The sequence below is a fragment of the Brevibacillus halotolerans genome, assembly GCF_026891775.1.
Lineage (GTDB): Bacteria > Bacillota > Bacilli > Brevibacillales > Brevibacillaceae > Brevibacillus_B > Brevibacillus_B halotolerans.
In genome coordinates this window covers 444,733-467,109 of record NZ_JAPTNK010000002.1, presented here as the reverse complement: position 1 = coordinate 467,109, position 22,377 = coordinate 444,733, and the positions used below count along the sequence as shown (strand labels likewise).

Here is a 22,377-nt window from a genome sequence, read left to right as displayed (position 1 = left end):
ATTATGAATCTGCAAAGCTTGCGCTTTTTACATATATAGAAGGTTGGTATAACCGAACCCGAATACATGGTAGTCTAGGCTACAAAACACCTCAAGAAGTAGAAGACTTGCAAAGAAAAGCATCCTAGTACTTAACTTAATTGTGTCCAAGATATTGACTCAAATCCACTACTTCAAGTTAAATCTCGGTTACAAGCGGAAACTTACATACTTCCTAAAGAAATGAAATTAGTAGAAATGTTTTATATTCCCGAGAAAAAAATCAAAAGGATTGCCACATAGAAACCAAGCAACTAAAAAACCGGTATTATGTTCCAAAGGATGTTTGGACCGAATTTCTTATTGAGGAAGAATGGGCTAAAAGAATTTCTAGAAAAATTATAGAAAGATTTTCTTTTGTAATCGGTAACGGTAACAAGATTAGACACATTCTCGTTGTGAAGGAAAATGAGATTCCGCTTGAGGCTGATGATATGATAAATTTATTAAGTAGCTGGCCTAAACGGAATCGTATTGAGTTATTACAACGAAAAGATAACAATGGGGATTTCAAAATAATTTCAAAACCAGCCTCTATTTATAATTTGTCCGATCAACTAATAATGAAATCCCCTATTACAAATAACGTTCTAACTTACTTGAATATAGACCAGGTAAAATGGATATCTCAAACCGATCTTTTCAAAAACTGTTTTGTAGTTGATTATCATGATGCTGCTAGCCAGATGGACAGTACATCTAAGTTTAATTTCTACTTAGAACTATTACTTCAAGACGATCAGTACAACGATGAATCTATCAATTCATCCAATGTAAGAGAAGATATTCAGTTGCTGACAACTACAAGAAGCTTAGAAGAATGCCTGTTTACTTTATCTAGTGTTAAAACTAAGGTAGAACAAGCTCTTTCCATAAATGAATTACTCCAAGCTTATAATAACTACTTAACTTTGTCAGAATTCCACCGTAGTGACTCCATGCAAAACTTATCATTTTCCAAAGAGGTTATTAATACTTTGTATGATAGCTTCTCCCCTGCTCATAAATTAAATCACTCACTTAATATAGGGATACCAGAAGATGACTTCATGAAATTTGACCCAATCGTATTTGAATATATATGTTCGTATATTAAATCAAAATTATCCCTTCTAACAACTAAAGAGATAAAAGTGGTAATTACTAAATAATGTAACATTGAAAAAATTTAAGGGAGATACTATTTAGACGTAGTATCTCCCTTAGAAAGTTGATAAGTTGTGTAATAAGTATTCAAATTCCTTGCATTATCAGAAGGTATATTCTACTATGTTGTTACTTAAATTTAAAGGAGTTGTTTCTTTATGGGGCAAAGGGTCTCAGGTTACCTATCCCTGTATAAAGCGTAATTATTGCCTCTTCTACAATCGAATCACAATCGTTATTGTCGAAGAGCTAAAAAATCCCGATCAATGGCATAATATTACCCTAATTTTTGATAGATAGCGGTTCCATTTTTTTACCGATTTCTCTCCAATCGTCATAATTCCAGTATAATACGATGGAAAATAGATGACACGATTACCTAAAACAGCCTTTCCTGAAATGATTCCAGTATCACTTTGAAATATCTATTTTTGTTCACCATTGGGCAAGAAAGCTACGCATGCAATTCTGGTTTCTTCTGGTTGTGTTACGTATACACCGATCCAATAAACCATGCTATCTGCTCCGATTAAAAGGCCTTCCCTAAAATGTATTTTCCTTCTATCGTTTTCACCCACTAGAGTGTTCCATCTGAACTAATGGCAAAGAGTTTTTCATAGCTTGCTACATACAGCGTGTCATCAGCCCCTAATGCAGGATTAAATATTGTAAATTGTCCTCAGGCGTGCTCTTTTAGAGAAATTCTCCATTTCTCCTGTCCTGTTGGATAGACAGCCATAATTTCAGATGAATTGGAACTTCCTAGATAGATCGTTCCATCTGAATCAAGCTTCGGTTCCGTCTTTCTCACTCCAGAGGTATGATTATATTCTTTGCTAGCTGTATAATTTCGGGTTGACGGCATATAGCTTGTTTTTGATGTGCGAAAATAAATCACGCCCCCTTTACCGATTACAGGTGAACTTGAGAAATCTCCTTTGATTTTAAATACCCATTTCTTCGTTTAAAATATGTGAAGTTAAAGGATTAATTTACGCTGTTACCGGAAGTGGAACCTTTGTCGCTCCTAATGTGGGAAATGCTATTTTTAAAGCAGATAGTGAAGAGAAAAAGAATGTAATAGAGATGGGGATTATAGAACCACTTGATTGCTCAAATGCATTCGTAGCAGAAACAATTAAAAGCATCGTCACTAAAAATTATTTGGAAAAATTATTAGATTACAGACATCCGTTAGGCATGCCTTATCATAGAATGGCAGCCAAAAAGTGGATGGAGCGCTTTAACATGGATGTATCTGTTGAAAATATTGCGATAACTTCTGGAGGACAAAATTCCCTTACGCTGATTTTAATGTCCTTGTTTAATCCCGGGGATAAAATTGCGGTAGATACGTATACCTATCCTAATTTTATAGAATTGGCAAATATGCTTAATATTCATTTAGTTCCAGTAGAAGGAGATATCTTTGGGATGATACCAGAACGGTTAGATACCGTATGCAGAACAAATCATTTGCAGGGAATCTATTTAATTCCTTCCTGTAATAATCCGACTGCTGTCACTATGGATATGAATCGAAGAAGGGATATAGCAAAGGTCATAAAGAAACACAACCTTATACTAATGGAAGATGACATATTTTCTTTCCTTGCTCCACAAGGTTACCTACCTATTTCACACTTTGTACCGGAACGCTTTGTTTATAGTTTAAGTATCTCTAAATCACTAAGCTCAGGCATACGAGTTGGATTTTTAGCCTACGCCAATCAGTTTGCTGAAAAAATCACTCACGGAATTTTCAATATCAATATAAAGACCTCCGCATTAAATGCAGAAGTTATAACAGAGTTGATCAATACTGGTTGTGCAGAGAAGATTATTACTCAAAAGAGGGAAATTGCCAAAGAACGTAATCTTCTCTATCAACAATATTTTCAAAAAAATTCTAACGAAAACCCTTTGAGTTTCTTTCGTTGGCTTCCGTTGCGCCAAAGGTATCAACTGAAACAGTTTGAACAGAACGCTTTGGCACATGGTATTCATGTGTATCATTCCCATCGTTTTTTGGTCAAAAAAGATGAATCTGATCAGTTTATTCGTATCTCGTTGACATCTGCCAAGGATGCTGATGAATTGGAGAAAGGACTTTGCATACTTAAGAATTTCTTACTAAATACCGATGAAGAAACAGGACAAATTACCAAGTAGAATTTGAGAAAATTCTTTGGAGTGGTTGGCAGAAAATCGTATGTTCAGAATATCCGTGACATACGATTTTTTTGCGAAAATAAAGATTTGTTATGTCGAATGTTGCTTATAGAGCTGAGAGCATGTACCTTTATTGAAGAAAAAAAGGTGGTTGCTATGAAGTTTGGAATGCGTAAATCAAGTTTCAAAAAGCGTGTAGTAGCTAGGACAAAGCCTAATAAGAGAGTTAGTACTTCGAGTTGGGCTGAAAATTCCGAGAGGCTGGGGATGGCTCAGAAATCCTAAGAAGTATGCTTATAATAAGTTTATAACAGGACTACTTTTGATATATTTAAGGTGATTGGTAAGTTGTTTAAATAACTAAAACCCTCTAGGCTTCCTAGGGGGTTTTTCTGTGTATAAATGATTTAATGTTCCGTTACGCCTAAGAAAGAGATTATATTTCTTTCCTATCATAATTAAAAAAAGAAAATATTTTTTTAAAAATATACAAAATACACCATAATTAATTACATATTTTTCAATTTATGTTTTGTTTTATGAAATTCAATCTCTTATAATGCAAATGTGTCGGCCGACATAGCTACTATTCTTACAACATTTTTTATTCGTTATTCTTACATACAATCATGAAGGAGGTAAGCACTTTTCTCTTTCTATACAGATAGAGTAAAAGTGTTAAACAAATGAACCTAAAGAAAATAGGACTATTCGCTATTGCTATGATTATGACCTTATTTAGTTTTCAGACGCATTCCTTTGCAGCAGAAGAAATGGAATGGGTTAAAAAAGCACCAATGCCGACGGCTAGATACAGCTATGGTGAAGGAATAGTCCATGAAGATAAGATCTATATATACGGAGGAACCACAGGGTTTGATTCCATGGCTAATCTTGAGATGTACGATCCTGAAAAAGATAAATGGTATAAATTACTTAACTCCTCTGTAGGTAGGTATTTCACATCGTTTGTAGAAAACCAAGGAAAATTTTATGCTATAGGTGGTTATGTTGCTAATACTGCCTCAGAAACGAACATTGTTGAAGAGTATGATCCAATCTCTAATAGTTGGAGCCGGAAACAATCCATGCCTCAAGCTATTAGAAATGCTAAAGCTATTTCTTTTGAAAACAACATTTATGTATTTGGGGGAATCTCAGAAAAATTAGGAACAACTAAATTAGTACAAGTATTTAATCCTGAAACAAATACATGGATTTCTAAAAATCCATTACCTTTCGAAGGTAACTCACTCTCTTTTGGAGTTTTAAACAACTCTATTTATGCAATCGAATTTGTTCCTGATAAGGGTCTTAAAATATATACATATGACCATTTAAAAGATACTTGGACACTAGATGATGACATCCCTTCAGATTTTGTTCCCGTATATCCAGAGATAAATTATGATGGAAAACTCTTCTTTATATCTAGTAGTAGTACTCAAATAAAATATTATAATTTAAATTCTAAAAAATTAATAACACACCCTGCTTCTTTTACTCCTTTAAATAGATTTGGTTATTATTCGGGAATAGTAAAGGGTAAGCTGTATGTTGTTGGAGGTACCACAAAAGACGGATCAGCTAGTTCTACTTCAGATGTCCAAGAATTAGATCTTTCAGACTTAGTTAATCCGGATCCCAATCCAGATCCAGAACCTAATCCTAACCCTAATCCAACCGGAAACGCACTCTTAGTTATTTACATGGATAGTGGTTTAATCAAAGAATATGAAATGACAAATGAAGAAATAAGAAACTTTACCGAATGGTATGAAGGTAGAGCCAAAGGAAACGGTAAAGAAGCATACATCGTTAATAAGAAATACAACATCGGACCTTTTACTTCTAGAAAAGACTTTATTAGCTACAGTCATATTGAGAGCTTTGAGGTTCAAGAATACAGTAGATAATAAGATACCCCCTCTTACACTATGTGTGGAGGGGGTTCTCATGTTTTTTAAGGTGATCAGTAAGTTTTTTAAATAACTAATGTTTGGTTGCAAAATTTCATGAAAATAAGCAAAATGGTTGCAGAGATGATTGTCAAGAAAAAGAATGAAAAACCTCCCGATTAAAGAGGGTTATAGTTATTTATTCCTGTCCACTTGTAACCCTTGCCCGATCGGCAAGCTCACCAAGGGATTGACCATAGAAACGGATATTCATGAAATTTAATGCGCGGAGCCTATATCGAATATAAATACGGGCGAATTGTCGGTATCTACTTGCCTAAATCCTATTTCTCTACAAGGAGGGGGGCATCCATCTTGCCAGCACATATAGAACGACACTTACGGTACGGTAGTTCGCAAATCACCATTCCATACATTTCCAAAGGCGTCCTCTGCGTAGAAGAAGAACCTTAGCCCCCGGGTATCACCCTCCTTGATCGCCCTTCGCCTGCCAGGCTCAAAAGTCCACCATCCAAACTTATTCCAACCATTACAGTTAGGATCAAAAAGGCTGAAGCAAGCAAATACAGTTCTTGAGGTATTGTTGCCAAAAACAATAGACATCGTCTTCGCTCCTTTCCTTTGTTAAACTAATTCACGATATATTATTATGAAAAATTTTAACAATGGGTGTCTTACATCAAGTAAAGATAAAGTTATTTCCCCATGACGAAAAAATGATTTTAGCTAAAAGTAACATTTTTTCTTAGCGGAACCTTTTAAGAGTTATATGTTTTGAGGTGCTTGTCCACTTGCAATCCTTAGTTCATCTGCCAATTGCCCGATGTTTAAACCCTCATTTAAAAATCTAACATTTCAAAATTTACACTGTTAGTAAGATTAAGAACCATTAAACAAAACCCATTTTATGGTATAATAATTAATATTAATGTAAGGGGGTTATGATCTAAATGCGATCATACTTGTCTGGAGCAGGATTATCTCTGTTCTTTGCTAATTTAATTTTCTTTATATTTTCTTTAAGTCATACAATTGATTTTTCTGATTTAAGAAAATCAGGTTTTGATGCTGTTATTTTATTTATTTCATTATTTAATTATCTTTGTTGCATCTTTGGCTGGTTGTTACTTACTATTTTACGAAAAAGTAGAATTAAAAGCTGGCTCATTTGTACATTTTTCTTCATTGTATTAGGTAGTATTTTCGGAGCTGTACTCTATACGCTTTATCCTAAGGCAATCATTTTACCTTTCATTACTATATTCGGTTCAATTATGTTTTTCGTAGCGCAATTTAAAAACACTAAATTAATTTCGACTTTATTAAGTTTTAGTGGTCCGATTTTCACAATCTTATTGCTTATCATTGTATAGAGTTAAGAATCAAAAGGCTCCCTTTCTATTGAAAAGGAGCCTTTTTGATTTTTATGTTTTTAGATAATTCTCTTTTTTTACTTGCCAATGCGAACTGCAAATGGACGACGACTTACACCCTTATCCATTGGAGGAAAGAGAGCCCTAGCTGTTTCATTTTTATGACCATACGTATAAATAACGTTTTTATTTCTTCCCAATGAACTTGAAGTATTGATATATACTTCATAATTTGGGAACCCGTCATGCAATCCTTCAATAAATCCAGTACCATCTGATTTAAAAGTTACTTTAAACTCGTAATCAATCGCCGGAGCTCCTTTAACCAAAGGATTTTTACTTGAGCAAACAACTTTAAATTTTACTTGATTTGAACCACCCCATTGTACATCAAGTAATTTAAGGTCACTCGTAGGTGCAGTTCCTGTTTCTCCTGTTGTCAAATTATGAGTTTCGCCAATATAAGGCTTATCTTCAATAGTCTTATTATCAAAATTAATTACAATTTTTTGTTTGGTACGATAACTTCCATAAAAATCAAAACCTCGATTATCACCTTTATACCAGTGACCCCAGACAGGTTCTTCTATTTTAGCTTCTGGAATAAATGTTTTAAAAGTAATTATAAAATTTCCCAAAAAAACACCTCAATTCTTATATTTGAACGGAAGGGTAAGATCAAGTGTTTCCCTTCAAAACATTCGATCTTTTACGTTTCATATAAGGTAAGGTATAAAAAAACAAAAATAGTCAACCTAATCTTTTTTTTCATTAGAATTAATATATCTAAATAAATCGGGGATGTTTTTCATATCATATCTGTATACTGCTTCTATTATATTTTTTGTGATTTCTTGTCTTACATCTTCTTTTAAATGATTAGGTGCTTTTGCAATCTCTTTCCGAATTTTCGGCTCAAATTTTTCACAAATTTTAATCATTGCTTCTGTATCATGTTGCTTTGCTTTTTTAATCAATTCAATTAAAGTCATGACATCTACCTTTCCACAAGTAACTTTTTCAACTTATTTAGTGCCCTAATCTTCGTCTTTGAAACTGATTGCTTAGTTGTATTTGTCTTCTTTGAAATAAAACTAACATCGTACCCATCAATGACTAAATACTTTAATATCAATTTTTCTTTATCAGTTAATGCGGTTAACGCTAAGTACAAACTTTCGTTTCCAATTACCTCTAAAAGGTCATTGTTTTCTGTAAAGTAATCATCCTCATTAGAAATTGTTTCTTTTGCATCATTCTCAAAAATTATGGGGACTAGTTTTTCTTCTGCCTCACGATTTTTCTTAGAATAATTGATCGAAGAAAACTCTATTAAAGAAGCAAAATATTTTACCAACCTTATTTCACCAAAATATTCTATGAAACTTTCATTTAGTTTTTCACTTGCTCCAGTGTCTAAAGGGTTTGAAATCACTTTGTCATAAAGACTCTTATTCTCTTCTCTGCTCAAGAAGTTAGCGATTATTTTATTTTTCACAGATTTTTTGTTAATTGTATCTATCATTATTTGACCACCAATCTACATTTGATACGAATGTACGTTCTGTTTTATAGCAAAAAATAAATTGTGCCAGCACGTAACTGGCACACTCTAAACCGTTATTATTCATTCTTTCTTCCTTGCCCACTTGCAACCCTCAACTCATCTGCCAATTGCCCGATCCTTACAGCCTTATCCTTAATTCCCATTTGATTGTAAAAAGCCCATTGCCCTTGTAAATGGCTAATAATTTCATTTGCTACCTCTGGTTTCATCGTTATTTCCTCCTTGTCATATTTAGCTAACCCATACTTTTCAATCAATCCAATTAACTTACCTGGATAACCAGGATCTGTGGCATAACCGCCTTTATGGATTGCGTAGCAAGCCGTCTTATAATCAGCACCTAGTACGCCATGATAGCGTGTAGGCTTGTCTCTTGTGCCGTTAAGAATTAGCTTCGAATGGTCTGCAATAGACTCTCCCCAATTGTTGTAAGCTCTGAAATTAGCTGTAATGGTTGTCCATTGACCGTTATAATTCTCCTTTGTAGGCATGGCGCAAACACCTGCTGGACCTGTTCCTTTGATGCCAAAGAGGTTGTTTCCTCGTTTAGTTAGCCCGCTCTCTCCCCAAGCTGATTCCAGGATTGCCTGAGCAATTGTAAGAGATGCAGGTATCTTCGTTTTCTTCATGTCAGCTACAGCACTAGGTGCTATCTTATCTATAAAATCCTGTGGTTTCATTGCTCCACATCTCCCTTCTGAAACGAATTTTTAACTCCTGAATGAATCCCAATGGCAGCCGTTGCCTCAATAAAAGCTATCTTGCCAGCTTCGAGTAAATCTCCCCTTGAACAATAAAGCGTTTATTGCATTATAGGCTATTGCCATCTCAACAATAGCTAAAAGAATGTAATCATTTTGGGGACGCGTGTCTGAGCCTGTTTTACTAGTTGGGCCTCGCTCTCTCTTCCTTCCTTTTTTGTAGAGAATAACAGCCAAACAAACAGAGCAGTGAACGGCCCCTGTTGAAGGAATGCGTTCATTAACTCTCTTCCATGCTTTTCCCTCTCCTTATCACCCCCTAGGGGCAAAAATGAAAAGGGAGCCTATCAGCTCCCCATGAATGAAAAAACCCCTCTCTGATCGAGAAGGCGTTACTTGGCTAAATCCTCATATCCCAGTACAGTTAGTTGTCGTTTCACTTCAGGTCTTTATCTATTAGTTGTTTAGGCACCTGCTCCAGAGTTTTCTCTCCAGATATTACTTAATAAACAGTTGCACATTTATTATCAACCCAAACAGTTTGATCAAAATATGCGCGTAAACCTGCATTTTACACCAAAATAAAAGAATCCATTTTGAAAAAAGATTGATCAAAATGGATTCCTGACTTATAAATGATGGCTCGATTTTTATAAAAAAGCTTGATTGATAACTGACGGTGTTTATTGTTCACTCAACATCCAAACGACTTTTGATGTTTGTTTCTTCTATAATTTTATGATTTACTTTTTTTCCATGACTGCAAAGTAATTTTTTTCATTATCAGCAAAGTTAAACACTCTACCAGAAGGCATACTTACAATTTCCCCGACTGTAATTTTTTTATCTGAAAAGTCTTTATATAACTTATCGAGATCTTCCGAGAAAAACATCAGCGAAGGTGTATTAAGATTTAATTCAGGCTGCATTTTAGCAATTAGTTCCTTATTGTGGAGAATGATACTCGTTCCTGCCTCATTTGTTGGAGCAATTTCAATCCATCTTAACCCTTGACCATTATCTTCTTCAGAAACTACGCTAAACCCTACTTTTTCTGTCCAAAATTGCAATGCCTCATCTTGGTTATTTACATATAACATAATTTGACCGACTTTATTAATCATTTTCTTCTCTTCCTTTCTATTAGTTCAGTTAATATTGATTTTTTACTTTTGAGCATTTCATTATACTTTGGCATCAAAATCATAACATTTAACTCCATCTTTATTTTAAATCAATTTTTTTAAAAGCCACAGCATTATCTGCTGATTGTAATTGTAAAAACAGATCTGTTACGGCAATACTTATCTCAAAAGAGTATTGATAAAACCTTGAGGCTCGTAGTAATCTCATTTTAGGATAGATGCTAAAATGGCGCCTCCTGGTTTGTCCCTACTACCTACAGGTAATAATGGAGTAGCTGTTGGAGCTTTATATGTTTTAAGGTATTGTCTATCACTAAACTAGCGTTGTTGTATTGATCCCAGACTCGTACTGTATCGTAAAACTCCGTATCAGCTTGTAAGTATGCTGTCACTTTATGCGTACTACTACCACTCTCTATCATGCTGAGCCTGCCTTAACTTCAAAATCGTTCCACCCAGCTTGAAGATATCCCTTGTCAACCCCATTGCAAGTTCTCCTTTGTCAAAAACCAGATCGCCCCCTTGCAAAAGAAAAGACCAATATTTTCTTGGGCATCCATCTTAATAACTGCGTTTCCAAGTGACCATTCCAGGACAGGGTTCTTGTCATTAGAACCTTCTTTTCTAAGACCATTTCTCTAAAATTCTTAGTCGGCTCTGATAGAGTACGCCCCCTTGCCTAATTTCAATCATGGTATAGCCTTCTGCTTCCATATCAGCAGCGAATTGAGTTGCATTGTATGGATCGTAACAAATTTCTTTGATTTTCTATTCCTTTTCGCGCTCCATGTGCTGAATATACGCCTTAATATAGGACAAATAAAGAAGCAATCCATCAAGAATTGCTTCTTTATTTTCTAACCCTATTTTCAAACTTTTATTTAGTTGAAAGTTCACTCTCTGTTACCCATTTATGATTTTTCATTGGTTCTCCACCAGTTGTCGGAGTGTAATCAACCATATACGCTGTAGTATGTTCAACTGAATCAAATTTAGCAGTTGCTCCTTTTATACCTGGCATGTGGTCTGCGTCTAAAGTAACTTATTTACTTCAGAGCAAAACTCGCTTCGAGAATCTCTTTGAGTATGGAGCCATTTTTAGTAACTTGTTCTCCGCTAAGCATCCTCGGATGATCTCCATAGCCACGATAGTTTATAAATCGTTCAGATGCCCGTGCCCACACTTCCTCATTCCATTTTTCAGCCTCATAGGCTGTTACGTTTCCTTGCTCGCATTCTGCTTGGATGAGATGAATAGCGGCCTTTATATTACCTTTATTTACTAATTGATTATGGAACATCAGATAACTGAACATGTTTTGAAAAAAACTTTGTTTGATAAAATCGTTAGTTATGAACTGCTCTAGATCCTCTTTTTTCATATTAAACAGCTCGTTATTTTCTGCTATTTTTTTAAAATAGGCTCCAATTTCTTTTCTTGCTTCAGTAGCCGTTTGTTCAATTGCTTTATCCTTCCAATAGGAGTCAAATAAAATAATGCTGGACACCTGTCTTCCTTGGTTTTCCAATACTTTAGCTACTTCAAAAGCTAAGTTACCGCCAGAGGAATACCCCATCAAAGTATACGGCCCCTCAGAATCAATCTGAGTAATTGCATTGACGTACTGCTCAATGCGATTGTCTTCTTCTATGAAGTCAAAGCTATATAAAGAAATGTCGTGGACTTCTTCAGCAAGCTTTTGATAGAAGGTACTGTGGGCTGCAATCGGTGTAAAGCTAAATACAGGTCGATTTGTTTCTTTATTTAGTAGAATCGGGTAACCCGCGTTTTGCTCGTACTGCTTATGCAAAATAAACTCTGCCATTTTTTCAATCGTTGGATGCTGGAATACGAGATGCAACGGCAACTCTTCCTGCATGTACTCATACACCTTTGATATGAGAAGCATCGCTTTTAAGGAATGTCCCCCGATTTCAAAAAAATGATCGGTGATTCCAATTTTCTCTACCTCTAACACTTCTTGCCAAATGGCAGCCAATTGTTCCTCTACCATGTTTCTAGGAGCAATATATTCTTTTGCTGCAACGCCGACGTTCTGAGGCTTTGGCAATGCTCTCTTATCTACTTTTCCGTTAGCAGTAGTAGGTAGTTCTAAAAGCTGTACGAAGTAAGTAGGAACCATGTAGGCTGGGAGTTCCTTGGAAACAAATTTTCTCAGATCAGCCAGTACAACTTCCTTTTCAGCTACAAAGTAAGCACATAAATATTGCTGTGCATGTTGATCCTGTTGAGCAGTAACCACTACCTCCCCAACACCATGATACTGAAGAATGGTAGATTCGATCTCTCCTATCTCAATTCGGAAACCTCGTACTTTGACTTGTTCATCTACCCGACCAACATATTCTATCGTGCCATCTGGACGCCACTTGGCCAAATCACCCGTTTTATACATGCGCTCCCCAGGTACAAATGGATTAGCAACGAACTTCTCTTCTGTTAATTCTGGTCGATTTAAATAACCTCTAGCCAGTCCACGACCTGCTATGCATAACTCCCCTACTACTCCTATAGGCTGTAAATGATGCTCATTATTAACAATATAGACAGTTACATTGGCTAGCGGTCGACCAATTGTAATCGCTTGATCTACTCCAATTGCTCTTTGGATCGTCGTAACTACACTATTCTCCGTAGGTCCATACTCATTGTTAATCTCAATAGCAGGATTTTTTTGTTTAATCTTGTGGACAATTTGTGGTGATAATTTTTCTCCTCCAAGAGTGACACAACGTAATTGGTGTAAATCCTCTGCTGTAGCGCTATCCACAATTGCATTAAACAGACTTGGAACACCATAGTAATGAGTGATTGATTCAGAGGCGATCAATTTTCGTAGTGCAAATGGATCTTTTGCCTCTTCTTCCCTTGGCAAGATCGAAGTGGCTCCTCCAAGCATAGGAGCAAACAAACTAGCTACAAATCCATCAAAAGCAAATGAGAAAATCTGCAGAGCTTTATCCTTTGGATTAAATGCATACTCGTCTCTTCTCCATTGCAGGCAGTTCACGATGGAATGATGTTCAATCATGACACCTTTTGGTTTACCAGTTGTACCTGAAGTATAGATTACATATGCCAAGTCAGTTGGTTGGTTCACAACTGTGAGATTGGTTCCATCAACTACATAATTTTGCTCCTCATCTAAATCTAGCCTCACCATATTAACTGCTAATCCATTGAGCAAATGCGACTGGGTCAGTAAAAGAACAGCACCGCTATCTTCTAAGACATATTCAATACGTTCAGTAGGATAAGCTGGATCAATAGGAACATAGGCTGCTCCAGCTTTCAAGATACCCATGATACCAACAATCATTTCTACGGAACGATCTACCATAATAGCTACTAGTTGATTGGGAACGATTCCTTTATTACGTAACGTACGAGCTAATTGGTTGGCTCTTTCATTTAGCTCTTGATAAGTCAACTCCTTCTTGTTCCAGATAAGTGCTACCTGATCTGGTGTTTTTCTTACCTGTTCTTCAAAAAGCTGATGAATCGTTGTATCCTGCTGATAGTTTCTTTCTGTGTTATTAAACTCTTGTAAAAGCTGATTTTTTTCTGCATTCGTCAGTATTTCGATAGTAGCTAGCTTCACTTCAGGATTATCTACGATCGCTTTTATAATCTGAAGGAAATTTGTCGTCAAGCGTTCTATTGTTTCCTGACGGTACAATTTGGTGCAGTATTCCACACCAATCATGATTTGATCTCTTTCTTCTGTGGCGATAAAGGTGATATCGAATTTAGAGTGTTTCCATTTATTTTCCCTTTCATAGGCAATAAACCGTAGCTCATCTAATTCAATAGAATCTTCTCCTCTGTTTTGGAGAGTAAACATGGTATCAAACATTGGATTTCTGCTTACATCGCTTTGTAGCTCCAGTTTCTCCACTAGCTCTTCAAATGGATAATCCTGATTCTCATAAGCTTGTAATGCATTTCGTTTTACTTCTATTAAAAACTCTCTAAATGATTTTGATCTAGCTGGTTTATTTCGCATGGCCAATGTATTGACAAACATCCCAACAGTGCTCTGTAAATCAACATGCGATCGACCTGTAACCGGTGTACCCACAATCAGATCTTCTTGACCAGAATATTTGGAAAGAAGTACATTATATGCGGCTAACAAGACCATATAAAGTGTGGTTCCTGTGTCTGTAGCTATCTTGTACAAGCCTTCCATAAGCTCTTTGCCAGTTCCTCTTGTGATTACATCTCCGTCAAAGCTTTGTGTATTTGGTCTCGGAAAATCTGTCGGTAGATTTAACACAGGAATTTTATCTGCAAATGTTTGAACCCAGTGTTCTTCCTGTTTTTTATACAAATCCGTCTGAGACTGTTCATGTTGCCATTCAGAAAAATCCTTATATTGAATCGTAAGCTCCGGTAACGTATTCCCTTGATACAATTCCACCAATTCGCTGATGATGATCCCAGATGATACTCCATCAGAAATAATGTGATGCGTATCTACTAGTAACAAATAACGATCCAATCGGGTTTGAACAAGCTTGACGCGAAGCAATGGTGCCATATTTAACTGGAATGGTTTGATAAACTCATCAATGATTTCTTCCAGCTCTTCTTCAACAGTTACCTGATAATCGACTTCAAAATCAACTACTGAATGGATTTTCTGTACGGGAGAACCATTTACTAACTCAAAGGATGTACGCAAGCTCTCATGACGGTTGATTAAACCTTTAAAAGCGGTTTCTAGTTTTACCAGATCAAGTTTTCCTTCCAGTAGCATGATAGAAGGCATGTTATAGCTGATATCTATCCCATCAAACTGGTTAAGAATAAACATTCTTCGTTGTGCTGCTGAAACCGGATAGTAATCTTGCTTTGTAGCAGGTCGGATAGAAATGATCTGCTTCATGCGCTCGCTCTCCAAGTAGTGGGCTATTTCTTCGATCGTTGGTTTTTCAAATAGGACACGTAAAGGAATATCCATTTGATACTCTTTATGCATTTGAGATAGAACCATCATAGCACGTAAGGAATGTCCACCTAATGCAAAGAAATCGTCCTTACATCCGACTCGATCAATACCTAAAACTTGTTGCCAGACAGTAGCAAGTTGTACTTCCAATTGTGTTCGAGGAGCCACATATTCTGTGTTAAGCAAAAAATTATCTGGATCTGGTAACGATCGCTTGTCAATTTTTCCATTTGCAGTTAATGGCATCGCTTCAAGTGAAATAAACGTAGTAGGAATCATCGCGATCGGTAGCTGAGTTGTTAAATGGGCACGTATTTCCGATATGCTTACCTCTCTATCTGTGACCATATATGCGCAGAGGAATTTTTCCTTCGCTTGATCTTGCTTCGCTACAACGACTACTTCTCTTAGACCATCAAGCTTACGCATTTGTGACTCAATCTCACCAAGTTCGATCCTAACTCCACGGATTTTTACTTGATCATCAATTCGGCCCAAATATTCAATATTTCCATCTGGTAGCCACCTTGCTAAGTCCCCTGTTCTATACATTCGTTCTCCCGCGACAAACGGATTTTTCACAAATTTCTCTTCCGTAAGCTCCGGTCGATTCAAGTACCCTCTTGCTAGACCAACACCAGCAATGCATAACTCACCTGCTATCCCAATTGGTTGAAGGTTCTCAGAATTAGCCTGGACGATGTAAAGTTGGGTATTATATATAGGTTTACCAATCGGAATTGTAGCTAGTTCCTCATCTGTATCACAATCAAAATACGTAACATCGACAGTAGCTTCCGTTGGTCCGTATAAATTGATTAATCTAGCTTGACATACTGAAGAAATTGCTCGGCGGAATCTATCTACATGCTGTGGCGGCAATGCTTCCCCACTCGCAAAAACCTGACGTAAAGACTGTAGTTTTTCCTCTACCAACTTACTTGGCTGTTGTTCAACATAATCCAGAAAAGCGTGCAGCATCGCAGGAACAAAATGCATTGTTGTAATGCGATGTTCGGCTATTGTCTCTAAGATTTGCTCAGGGTTCTTTTCTCCTCCTACAGATAATAGGCACATTTTGGAGCCCACCATCGACCACCAGAATAGCTCCCATACTGATACGTCAAACGTAATCGCTGTTTTTTGCATAATGGTGTCAGCGGATGAAATAGGGTATTTTGCATGCATCCACATCAGTCGATTTATAACTGAATGATGTTCTATCATAACTCCTTTAGGCTTGCCTGTAGAACCTGATGTATAAATAACATAGGCTAAGTGATTCGGACCATTTATCGCTTCCAAATTCGAACCATCTTGGTGATAGCTTTGAGCGTCATTTATATCTACTATCTTCCCAGCAAAAGTCACTCGCTCCAACAAATGGTTCTGACCCAAGAGTAGTTTTGCTTTTGAATCTTCTAGCATGTAGCGGATTCTTTCCTCTGGAAATTCCGGGTCGATCGGCATATAGGCACCGCCAGCTTTTAAAATCCCAAAAATTCCAATCATCATCTCTAATGAACGTTCTGCCATGATTCCAACTAATTGATCAGCTACTACTCCTTCAGCACGTAGCTTTCGCGCTAACTGATTCGCTCTTTCATTCAGTTCCCGGTAAGAAAGTTGTTCCCCCTCGCAAATGACAGCTATCTGATCTGGTATACGTGCTGCTTGTTCTTCAAATAGCTGATGAATCAGCTTTTCGCGTGGATATTCCATTACCGTATTATTAAATTCAGATATAATCATATTTTTCTCTTCTTCTCGAAGCAGGGATATGTCCGCTATTTTTGATGTAGGATGATGAATGATTGTTTCAATAATGGTAAAGAACTGTTGAATTAGTTGTTCCATCTCCATTTCTGTAAACAACTGTGCTCGATAATTTAGTTGAAACAGAATTTTTTGATTATCTAATTCAATCACATTCATTTCAAAATCATTAATGACGTCTCCACAAAAATTCTCATCAACTTCAATTTCAACATTTTCATACTGCGAATAATTCATAGCACGGTACTGTACAGAAACACCAAAGAGACGTTGAAGGTCCTTATGCTGATGTACTTCTCGTAAATCTTCCATCATTTGATTGTACGGGAATCTTTGATGACGTAGAATCGAAACCTGCTCTTTTGATACAACTTTCAATAATGAAAGCAAATCCATCTCAGGATCAACGAATACCCGTGTTGGCACTGTACTAACGAACATTCCTAGCATTTCTTTTTCCTTTTTGGTTGTTTTGTTCGCATAGAATGTACCAATTGAAACATCGTTCTGTGTTGTCTTTTTATGCAAGTAGATGTACAACGCAGTCATAAAGATTGTTAACATACTACTGTTTGTTTGTTTGCAAAACTCATACAGGTTATAATACAAACGCTCTTCTAAGATAATATTTTTTCTTTTTCCAGCAGTACTTAAGGTAAGAGGATTATATGATTTAAACCCTATCACTTCGGGTAAGGTGCTAAATTTATCTACCCAATACGATTTATCCTTTTGATAGCGATCCGATTTTTCATAGTCCTGCTCCGTTTGTATAAAGTCGAAATAAGTATGATTCTCTGTTATTTCTGGAAGCTCATCATTTGCAATCTGAGAATAGTATTCGTTCACTTGATTGATGAACATTCTTGCGGAGATTCCGTCGCAGATAATATGATGAATTTTGACATTGTACCAATATTCTTGGTCACTAATCTTGCAAATGATAAATTGATACAATTCTGAATGTAGAAGTTCAAATGGTGTACGATTGTGCTGGTCCAGCCACTTTAAGGCCTGAGCTTCTCCATCAACACCTGAAAAATCGAAACATTCGAACGATTTTTCGCTATATTCCTCCACATATTGCTGAGGATAGCCATTTTGAGCTGTCAATTTAATCCGAAAGGCATCGTGCCGGAAAATAATCATATTTAAAGCTTGTTGCAAGGCACCTAGACTTATATTACCTTTCATTTTAATTGTCAATGAAATCGACGATACACCCGTATTTGGATAAAGTAATTCGGAGTACCATATCCTTTGTTGAGGATGAGTCAACGAAAATAACTGAAGCAAATCCTTATTCATATTGCTGCACCTCTTGTTAGAAATTATAGTTTATATAAAAAAATACTATGATTGCTTACTATGTAGATGCTATCGGCATGTTGCAAGGTTTGACTGTATGTTTGGATAGATGACGTTAATCTAAGATTTATGAGAGTTATGTCTAGAGATGTAGGGAGTCGCTTGAGGAAAGACGGTACTTTATGCAGAGGAATCATCATGATGTGAGAAAAGATTTTTTGTATATGAATCTATCAAATATTTTATCATCACCTCTTTTACTCAAGGATAATTGAAGCGGTTGTATGCGATCATACTTGGCCTCCTTTTCGATGTGAGTGACATATTGTTGCAGCAAAAAACCTTTGACCTCACTGTAAAAGCTAAATCACATATTCCACAAAAATATATTTTATGAAAAAATAAACATTTGCGACTCACCATAACATATTAGCATTATTCTTCCATTGAAGTGTTTGTAAATTTTGTGAACTTTTTTATATATTTCTGTAAATTTCATGCTGAAAAAGTCAAAGATGCTATTGACCGTACTATACTAATGAATAGAGATTGCTTTGTCAGAAGTGGTTTCCCCTACAAATAAACGCAGGTAAGGTCCCTCTTTCACTTTCATCTCATCAGGTGTCTCATGATCCACGATAGAACCCTGCTCCATCACGAAAATGACATTTGCTATCTCTATAGTTTGCATTTGATGCGTTACGATCACGACGGTACGTTGATCCTTTAATGAGCGGATCGCGTCACGAACACATGATTCGGAATGTGAATCTAGAGCAGACGTAGGCTCATCAAATAAAACGATAGGAGCTTTTGATAATAAAGCACGTGCAATGGCGATTCTTTGCCGTTGTCCTCCTGATAAACGTACCTTATCCCCTCCAATGAAGGTTTTTGTATCCATCAGGCAATCTCAGAATAAATTTGTGAGCATACGCAGCTTTGGCTGCTTCAATAAGTTCCTCCTCCTCTGCATCAGGCCTCCCAAATCTAATATTTTCTTCAATCGTTCCTTCAAATAAATGCGGATCTTGTGGAACGTATGCTATCAATTCTCTCACCTACGCGAGAGTGTGAGTTTTTACATTTTTAGCAAAGAATTTTATATCGCCTTCCGCAGGGGAATAAAACCCTAGTAGCGCTTTTCATAACGTACTTTTCCCAGAACCACTTGTTTCCACTACAGCGGCTAATATTTCCAAACTAATCTCCGTTTAGCTTAATGAGGCACTTCGTCTAATACTTTATTTCTTCTAACAGATAAATCATCTTCAAGAGCCTCTATCTTCTCTAGCATTCTTCCGATTATGACTTTGCTCATATTATGGCTACCAATTGTTCCGATCCCAAAACAACGTCTTATCTCCCTATGTGGAACGATATGGTCAACTACTGTAGCACCAGTGAGTAAGCCTTTATCAAAGCAATGTTTGCAGAGTGGATGTGCTTTCTTAAAAATCTTATTCTTGCTTTTCTCCACTTGGCATCGTAGCCACGTTGCGTAGATGATCCGCGTTCTCGATCATACTGCTGGACTTGTTTCTTTTGATGTAAAGGACAATAAGTTACTCTTGTTAAGGTTGGGCATCTGGAATACAGACAGGTCTTTAATGGTTTGCTAGGCATTGTTTCATCTTCCTTGTTTCATAGAAAAAATATCTATCAAAATGACCTATATATATTTATTTCTTTTCTTTTGTGTACCTATTGCATATATCATGCAGTAAAAACTAGAGTAACTGTTGCAGAAATGAAGGTTATTGCTTACAGAAACTCAAACGGTTAAAATATCCATTTTTCCTGAAATTAGTTATTGTAAATGAAAACCTCTATTACTGTTGCAGAAACTACAATTGAAACAAAGTTATTGCAACATGATGTAAACATTAAGTACAAAAGAAAAAAGCACCACATTGGGTGCTTACAGCGTGTAGACAAAATACAGAAAGGTATGAAGGTTTGCACGCTTTTAGCCCTCCGGTACTCTGGAGGGCTATTATAGTATCCATGACTCACTGACAATACATTCTATACTGTAGTATTTTTCCAAAAATACAAAAATCCGCCGGAAAAACAGCGACGGCGACCTACATAAATTCTTCCTTAAACGTAATTCAACCACGAGAGCCCTAGTGAGTCACGGGCCATTGACACCTCACTAGGCTATTAATAGTGAGGTGTTGACTGTATCCCTGTTCCCCGTTCTATGCAATTGTAAGATACTCAACTTAGGCTTCTACACTAATCACATCTTCTACAGGAATCCACCAAAAATCCTCATCGTTCTTTAACTTGATCTGTTTAAACGTTGACTCAAACCTATCTACCCATCCCCAAACTGATTCAATTACTCCTCGCCCCTCTTTTGTTTCTTTCCACCAGCTAATCGTAAGGGCATAGTCGTACTGACGTGAGCCAGATATCCTGTAGCAAAACTCGGCCAACTCATCCTCTTCAATAATCGGTTTCTCGATCAGTTTCTTATCCTCGTGATGTTGACGTAAAATCTCTGCATTTTTCTATGGGTACATATCTAGGACTCTCAAAAAATGGACTTCTTGGTTTGATACTAGTCTATTTACCTTCTCTTCACTTGTGCATTATACATAACACCACTGATAAACTAGGGAGGGAATACCATGAGTAATAACAAGTGTGCAGAAAAGGAAATTGATAAAATCATTCGCAACATCAAAAAATTTAAATGCAGACTAAAACATACAAGAAGAGAGAGCAAAGTAGAAGCAAATGAATCAAATATTCTCATCACGGAGATCCAGAGATTAATCGAACAAGCATTGCTCACATAGAACAGAAAGGGGTTATGAACCATGAGTGCCAGTCTCTGTAAACGTTTGGAAGAAATCGAGGAAAATATTAAAACACTCACAAGTCAATTCCTGCACGAAGCTGACGAAATAAAAGCTGATTTCGAGGATATTAATGAGCAATTACGACAAACTTTAGCCGTCATTCAACAATTGCTTGCATAAAGGGAGGAATTTATTTTGATCACTGACTTTGAAAAAAGCCTTTTGGTTGACATTTTTACTACAACAACAAGAATTAGGGCAACACAAAGAGCAATTCTTGCTTTAGAAAGGCAAGCTACTTTCGGTTTCGCAGTGCTACTCTCTACGCTGTCTAATGAGAGTAAAGAGCCAAGTGAAAAAGAAGATATTCTACTCGCACTCACATTCGCCCTTAGCGGACTGGTAAGTCAAATCGGAATATTGCGTGAATTTTTACAAGGACTGCAACAAGAATTAACGTTGGAGACGAACGCACTGGCAAAAACCCTCTGAATAATGACCGCAAACCACCCTGCGAAATCAAACGAGCCAAGCTGGGTGGTTTGTTCTATCCAACATCTACATAGGAAAAATTGTTAGATCAGTATGCACGATCATTGCAGTCTTTGGATTTTCGGCTTCTCAATCAGTTTCTTATCTTCATAAAACTGATGCAACATTTCTGCATGTTCTGCCAAGATGAATTTCGTTACAAGCGGATCAAGAATTTTGCTAGCCAACAAAACATCTCCTTAAAATACGAATATGCGTTCTTGTTTTATTAAATCTTGAAGAGACTATGCAATGGGTAAAATTACATGTTCAATAAATCTGCTAACCAATAAAAAATTATTTCTTATAATAAAAATATTTTTTAAAAATGTATTATATTTACATTTATTGCAATATTATGTTATTGTATAGAGGTAATAGCCTAACCATTTAAGGAGAGTGATCATTTTGAGAAAAGCTTTAGTTGCTTTAGGAGTGCTTGCAATGGTTACAGCCGCAGTTCCAGCATCAGCTTCAACTCAATTCTCTGAACCTAAGGAAATTACAGCATATGGAGATGTACAGTTTGGACAGACGGTTACGCATAACGTTGCTGGATATTCTAGTTCCAGTATAGATCTTCTGAATTTAGGTAAGAATGGTAGTCATACAATTGTAGTTTTTGCAACAGGTAATGTATCTGATGTAACGGTCCATGTTAATGGGGTGCCTACGAATTCTAGACTTAAAGCTGGAAATAATTATTTTAACGTTACGGCAAAAACAGTAACCTTTCAATATTATGGTAAATCGACTGGAACTAAATCCTTCCAAGTTACGTACTCTAAACAATAAGCCTATAGTTTTTTGAAAGTTTCACTAAGGTTATAAAATAGGTTTCCAACAGTTTAGATTTTACTTCTCTGTTGGGAACCTTTTATTATTCACATCTTAAAAATCCCTTTCAGTTT

22 protein-coding genes and 3 pseudogenes are annotated in these 22,377 nt (G+C 36.5%); 9 read left to right on the top strand and 16 right to left on the bottom strand.

Going from position 1 to position 22,377, the window contains the following annotated elements; all coding sequences use genetic code 11:
• Positions 1–128 (top strand): annotated as a pseudogene (locus tag O0550_RS05145) (IS3 family transposase); the annotation flags it as partial.
• Between the two features lie 345 nt (positions 129–473).
• Complete coding sequence (locus tag O0550_RS05140) at positions 474–1,190, top strand: hypothetical protein (protein WP_258425735.1); 717 nt, start codon at positions 474–476, stop codon at positions 1,188–1,190.
• A gap of 674 nt (positions 1,191–1,864) precedes the next feature.
• Here O0550_RS05140 and O0550_RS05135 read toward each other — a convergent pair.
• Positions 1,865–2,083: a hypothetical protein gene (locus tag O0550_RS05135; protein WP_258425734.1), complete on the bottom strand. Its 219-nt coding sequence runs from the start codon at positions 2,081–2,083 to the stop codon at positions 1,865–1,867.
• A 134-nt stretch (positions 2,084–2,217) separates the two neighbouring features.
• On the opposite strand from O0550_RS05135, the gene O0550_RS05130 reads away from it, so the two are divergent.
• Entirely contained in the window at positions 2,218–3,357 is a 1,140-nt protein-coding gene (locus O0550_RS05130; protein WP_258425733.1) for an aminotransferase-like domain-containing protein, read from the top strand.
• Positions 3,358–4,043: 686 nt separating this feature from the next.
• Entirely contained in the window at positions 4,044–5,273 is a 1,230-nt protein-coding gene (locus O0550_RS05125) for a Kelch repeat-containing protein (RefSeq protein WP_258425732.1), read from the top strand.
• Between the two features lie 381 nt (positions 5,274–5,654).
• Here the strand turns inward: O0550_RS05125 and O0550_RS24625 are convergent, their stop codons facing one another.
• On the bottom strand, positions 5,655–5,879 hold the full coding sequence (locus tag O0550_RS24625) for a DUF1036 domain-containing protein (RefSeq protein WP_396125683.1): 225 nt from the start codon (positions 5,877–5,879) through the stop codon (positions 5,655–5,657).
• Positions 5,880–6,226: 347 nt separating this feature from the next.
• Between O0550_RS24625 and O0550_RS05120 the strand changes: the two genes are divergently transcribed.
• The gene (locus O0550_RS05120; protein ID WP_258425731.1) at positions 6,227–6,649 is read left to right on the top strand and encodes a hypothetical protein; all 423 of its coding nucleotides are present in this window, start codon (positions 6,227–6,229) and stop codon (positions 6,647–6,649) included.
• 77 nt (positions 6,650–6,726) lie between these two features.
• Here the strand turns inward: O0550_RS05120 and O0550_RS05115 are convergent, their stop codons facing one another.
• From O0550_RS05115 to O0550_RS05055, 13 genes and pseudogenes are all read right to left on the bottom strand, one after another.
• On the bottom strand, positions 6,727–7,287 hold the full coding sequence (locus O0550_RS05115; RefSeq protein ID WP_022585456.1) for a DUF3238 domain-containing protein: 561 nt from the start codon (positions 7,285–7,287) through the stop codon (positions 6,727–6,729).
• Positions 7,288–7,404: 117 nt separating this feature from the next.
• A complete protein-coding gene (locus O0550_RS05110; protein ID WP_258425730.1) occupies positions 7,405–7,641 on the bottom strand; it encodes a helix-turn-helix domain-containing protein in 237 nt (78 codons plus the stop codon).
• 5 nt (positions 7,642–7,646) lie between these two features.
• Positions 7,647–8,174 carry a sigma-70 family RNA polymerase sigma factor gene (locus O0550_RS05105; RefSeq protein WP_258425729.1) on the bottom strand — a complete coding sequence of 176 codons (528 nt, stop codon included), beginning with the start codon at positions 8,172–8,174 and terminating at the stop codon, positions 7,647–7,649.
• Between the two features lie 98 nt (positions 8,175–8,272).
• On the bottom strand, positions 8,273–8,896 hold the full coding sequence (locus O0550_RS05100; RefSeq protein WP_258425728.1) for a glycoside hydrolase family 73 protein: 624 nt from the start codon (positions 8,894–8,896) through the stop codon (positions 8,273–8,275).
• A gap of 158 nt (positions 8,897–9,054) precedes the next feature.
• Positions 9,055–9,198, bottom strand: a complete 144-nt coding sequence (locus O0550_RS05095; RefSeq protein WP_258425727.1) for a hypothetical protein — start codon at positions 9,196–9,198, stop codon at positions 9,055–9,057.
• 462 nt (positions 9,199–9,660) lie between these two features.
• Positions 9,661–10,041, bottom strand: coding sequence for a VOC family protein (locus tag O0550_RS05090; protein WP_096886859.1), 381 nt, complete (start codon positions 10,039–10,041; stop codon positions 9,661–9,663).
• A gap of 275 nt (positions 10,042–10,316) precedes the next feature.
• On the bottom strand, positions 10,317–10,484 hold the full coding sequence (locus tag O0550_RS05085; RefSeq protein ID WP_258425726.1) for a hypothetical protein: 168 nt from the start codon (positions 10,482–10,484) through the stop codon (positions 10,317–10,319).
• 111 nt (positions 10,485–10,595) lie between these two features.
• Positions 10,596–10,872 (bottom strand): annotated as a pseudogene (locus O0550_RS05080) (terminase TerL endonuclease subunit); the annotation flags it as partial.
• A gap of 67 nt (positions 10,873–10,939) precedes the next feature.
• A pseudogene (locus O0550_RS05075) lies at positions 10,940–11,104 on the bottom strand (YdhK family protein); the annotation flags it as partial.
• 4 nt (positions 11,105–11,108) lie between these two features.
• Complete coding sequence (locus tag O0550_RS05070) at positions 11,109–18,122, bottom strand: non-ribosomal peptide synthetase (protein ID WP_258425725.1); 7,014 nt, start codon at positions 18,120–18,122, stop codon at positions 11,109–11,111.
• Between the two features lie 535 nt (positions 18,123–18,657).
• On the bottom strand, positions 18,658–19,026 hold the full coding sequence (locus tag O0550_RS05065; RefSeq protein ID WP_258425724.1) for an ATP-binding cassette domain-containing protein: 369 nt from the start codon (positions 19,024–19,026) through the stop codon (positions 18,658–18,660).
• Positions 19,027–19,511: 485 nt separating this feature from the next.
• Positions 19,512–19,748, bottom strand: coding sequence for a hypothetical protein (locus O0550_RS05060; protein ID WP_309304368.1), 237 nt, complete (start codon positions 19,746–19,748; stop codon positions 19,512–19,514).
• Between the two features lie 602 nt (positions 19,749–20,350).
• Positions 20,351–20,629 (bottom strand): YolD-like family protein, encoded by a 279-nt coding sequence (locus tag O0550_RS05055; protein WP_258425743.1) that lies wholly within the window; start codon positions 20,627–20,629, stop codon positions 20,351–20,353.
• 132 nt (positions 20,630–20,761) lie between these two features.
• Here O0550_RS05055 and O0550_RS05050 point away from each other — a divergent pair, with 132 nt between their 5' ends.
• From O0550_RS05050 to O0550_RS05040, 3 genes are read left to right on the top strand one after another with little or no spacing between them, the layout of a single operon-like run.
• Complete coding sequence (locus tag O0550_RS05050) at positions 20,762–20,932, top strand: hypothetical protein (RefSeq protein WP_258425723.1); 171 nt, start codon at positions 20,762–20,764, stop codon at positions 20,930–20,932.
• 21 nt (positions 20,933–20,953) lie between these two features.
• Positions 20,954–21,115: a hypothetical protein gene (locus O0550_RS05045; RefSeq protein WP_003343659.1), complete on the top strand. Its 162-nt coding sequence runs from the start codon at positions 20,954–20,956 to the stop codon at positions 21,113–21,115.
• A 15-nt stretch (positions 21,116–21,130) separates the two neighbouring features.
• Positions 21,131–21,427, top strand: a complete 297-nt coding sequence (locus tag O0550_RS05040) for a hypothetical protein (RefSeq protein ID WP_258425722.1) — start codon at positions 21,131–21,133, stop codon at positions 21,425–21,427.
• A gap of 101 nt (positions 21,428–21,528) precedes the next feature.
• On the opposite strand, the gene O0550_RS05035 is transcribed toward O0550_RS05040, so the two are convergent.
• Positions 21,529–21,654 carry a hypothetical protein gene (locus O0550_RS05035; protein WP_258425721.1) on the bottom strand — a complete coding sequence of 42 codons (126 nt, stop codon included), beginning with the start codon at positions 21,652–21,654 and terminating at the stop codon, positions 21,529–21,531.
• A 220-nt stretch (positions 21,655–21,874) separates the two neighbouring features.
• Between O0550_RS05035 and O0550_RS05030 the strand changes: the two genes are divergently transcribed.
• Positions 21,875–22,261: a hypothetical protein gene (locus O0550_RS05030; RefSeq protein WP_181749064.1), complete on the top strand. Its 387-nt coding sequence runs from the start codon at positions 21,875–21,877 to the stop codon at positions 22,259–22,261.
• Positions 22,262–22,377: the final 116 nt, after the last annotated feature.

What these genes read in the sequence shown, in the direction of transcription:
- O0550_RS05140 (WP_258425735.1), top strand. Translation starts at nt 474, where the DNA reads ATGATAAATTTATTAAGTAGCTGGCCTAAACGGAATCGTATTGAGTTA.
- O0550_RS05125 (WP_258425732.1), top strand. Translation starts at nt 4,044, where the DNA reads ATGAACCTAAAGAAAATAGGACTATTCGCTATTGCTATGATTATGACC.
- O0550_RS24625 (WP_396125683.1), bottom strand. Translation starts at nt 5,879, where the DNA reads ATGTCTATTGTTTTTGGCAACAATACCTCAAGAACTGTATTTGCTTGC.
- O0550_RS05120 (WP_258425731.1), top strand. Translation starts at nt 6,227, where the DNA reads ATGCGATCATACTTGTCTGGAGCAGGATTATCTCTGTTCTTTGCTAAT.
- O0550_RS05110 (WP_258425730.1), bottom strand. Translation starts at nt 7,641, where the DNA reads ATGACTTTAATTGAATTGATTAAAAAAGCAAAGCAACATGATACAGAA.
- O0550_RS05105 (WP_258425729.1), bottom strand. Translation starts at nt 8,174, where the DNA reads ATGATAGATACAATTAACAAAAAATCTGTGAAAAATAAAATAATCGCT.
- O0550_RS05100 (WP_258425728.1), bottom strand. Translation starts at nt 8,896, where the DNA reads ATGAAACCACAGGATTTTATAGATAAGATAGCACCTAGTGCTGTAGCT.
- O0550_RS05095 (WP_258425727.1), bottom strand. Translation starts at nt 9,198, where the DNA reads ATGAACGCATTCCTTCAACAGGGGCCGTTCACTGCTCTGTTTGTTTGG.
- O0550_RS05090 (WP_096886859.1), bottom strand. Translation starts at nt 10,041, where the DNA reads ATGATTAATAAAGTCGGTCAAATTATGTTATATGTAAATAACCAAGAT.
- O0550_RS05085 (WP_258425726.1), bottom strand. Translation starts at nt 10,484, where the DNA reads ATGATAGAGAGTGGTAGTAGTACGCATAAAGTGACAGCATACTTACAA.
- O0550_RS05070 (WP_258425725.1), bottom strand. Translation starts at nt 18,122, where the DNA reads ATGAATAAGGATTTGCTTCAGTTATTTTCGTTGACTCATCCTCAACAA.
- O0550_RS05065 (WP_258425724.1), bottom strand. Translation starts at nt 19,026, where the DNA reads ATGGATACAAAAACCTTCATTGGAGGGGATAAGGTACGTTTATCAGGA.
- O0550_RS05060 (WP_309304368.1), bottom strand. Translation starts at nt 19,748, where the DNA reads ATGCCTAGCAAACCATTAAAGACCTGTCTGTATTCCAGATGCCCAACC.
- O0550_RS05050 (WP_258425723.1), top strand. Translation starts at nt 20,762, where the DNA reads ATGAGTAATAACAAGTGTGCAGAAAAGGAAATTGATAAAATCATTCGC.
- O0550_RS05045 (WP_003343659.1), top strand. Translation starts at nt 20,954, where the DNA reads ATGAGTGCCAGTCTCTGTAAACGTTTGGAAGAAATCGAGGAAAATATT.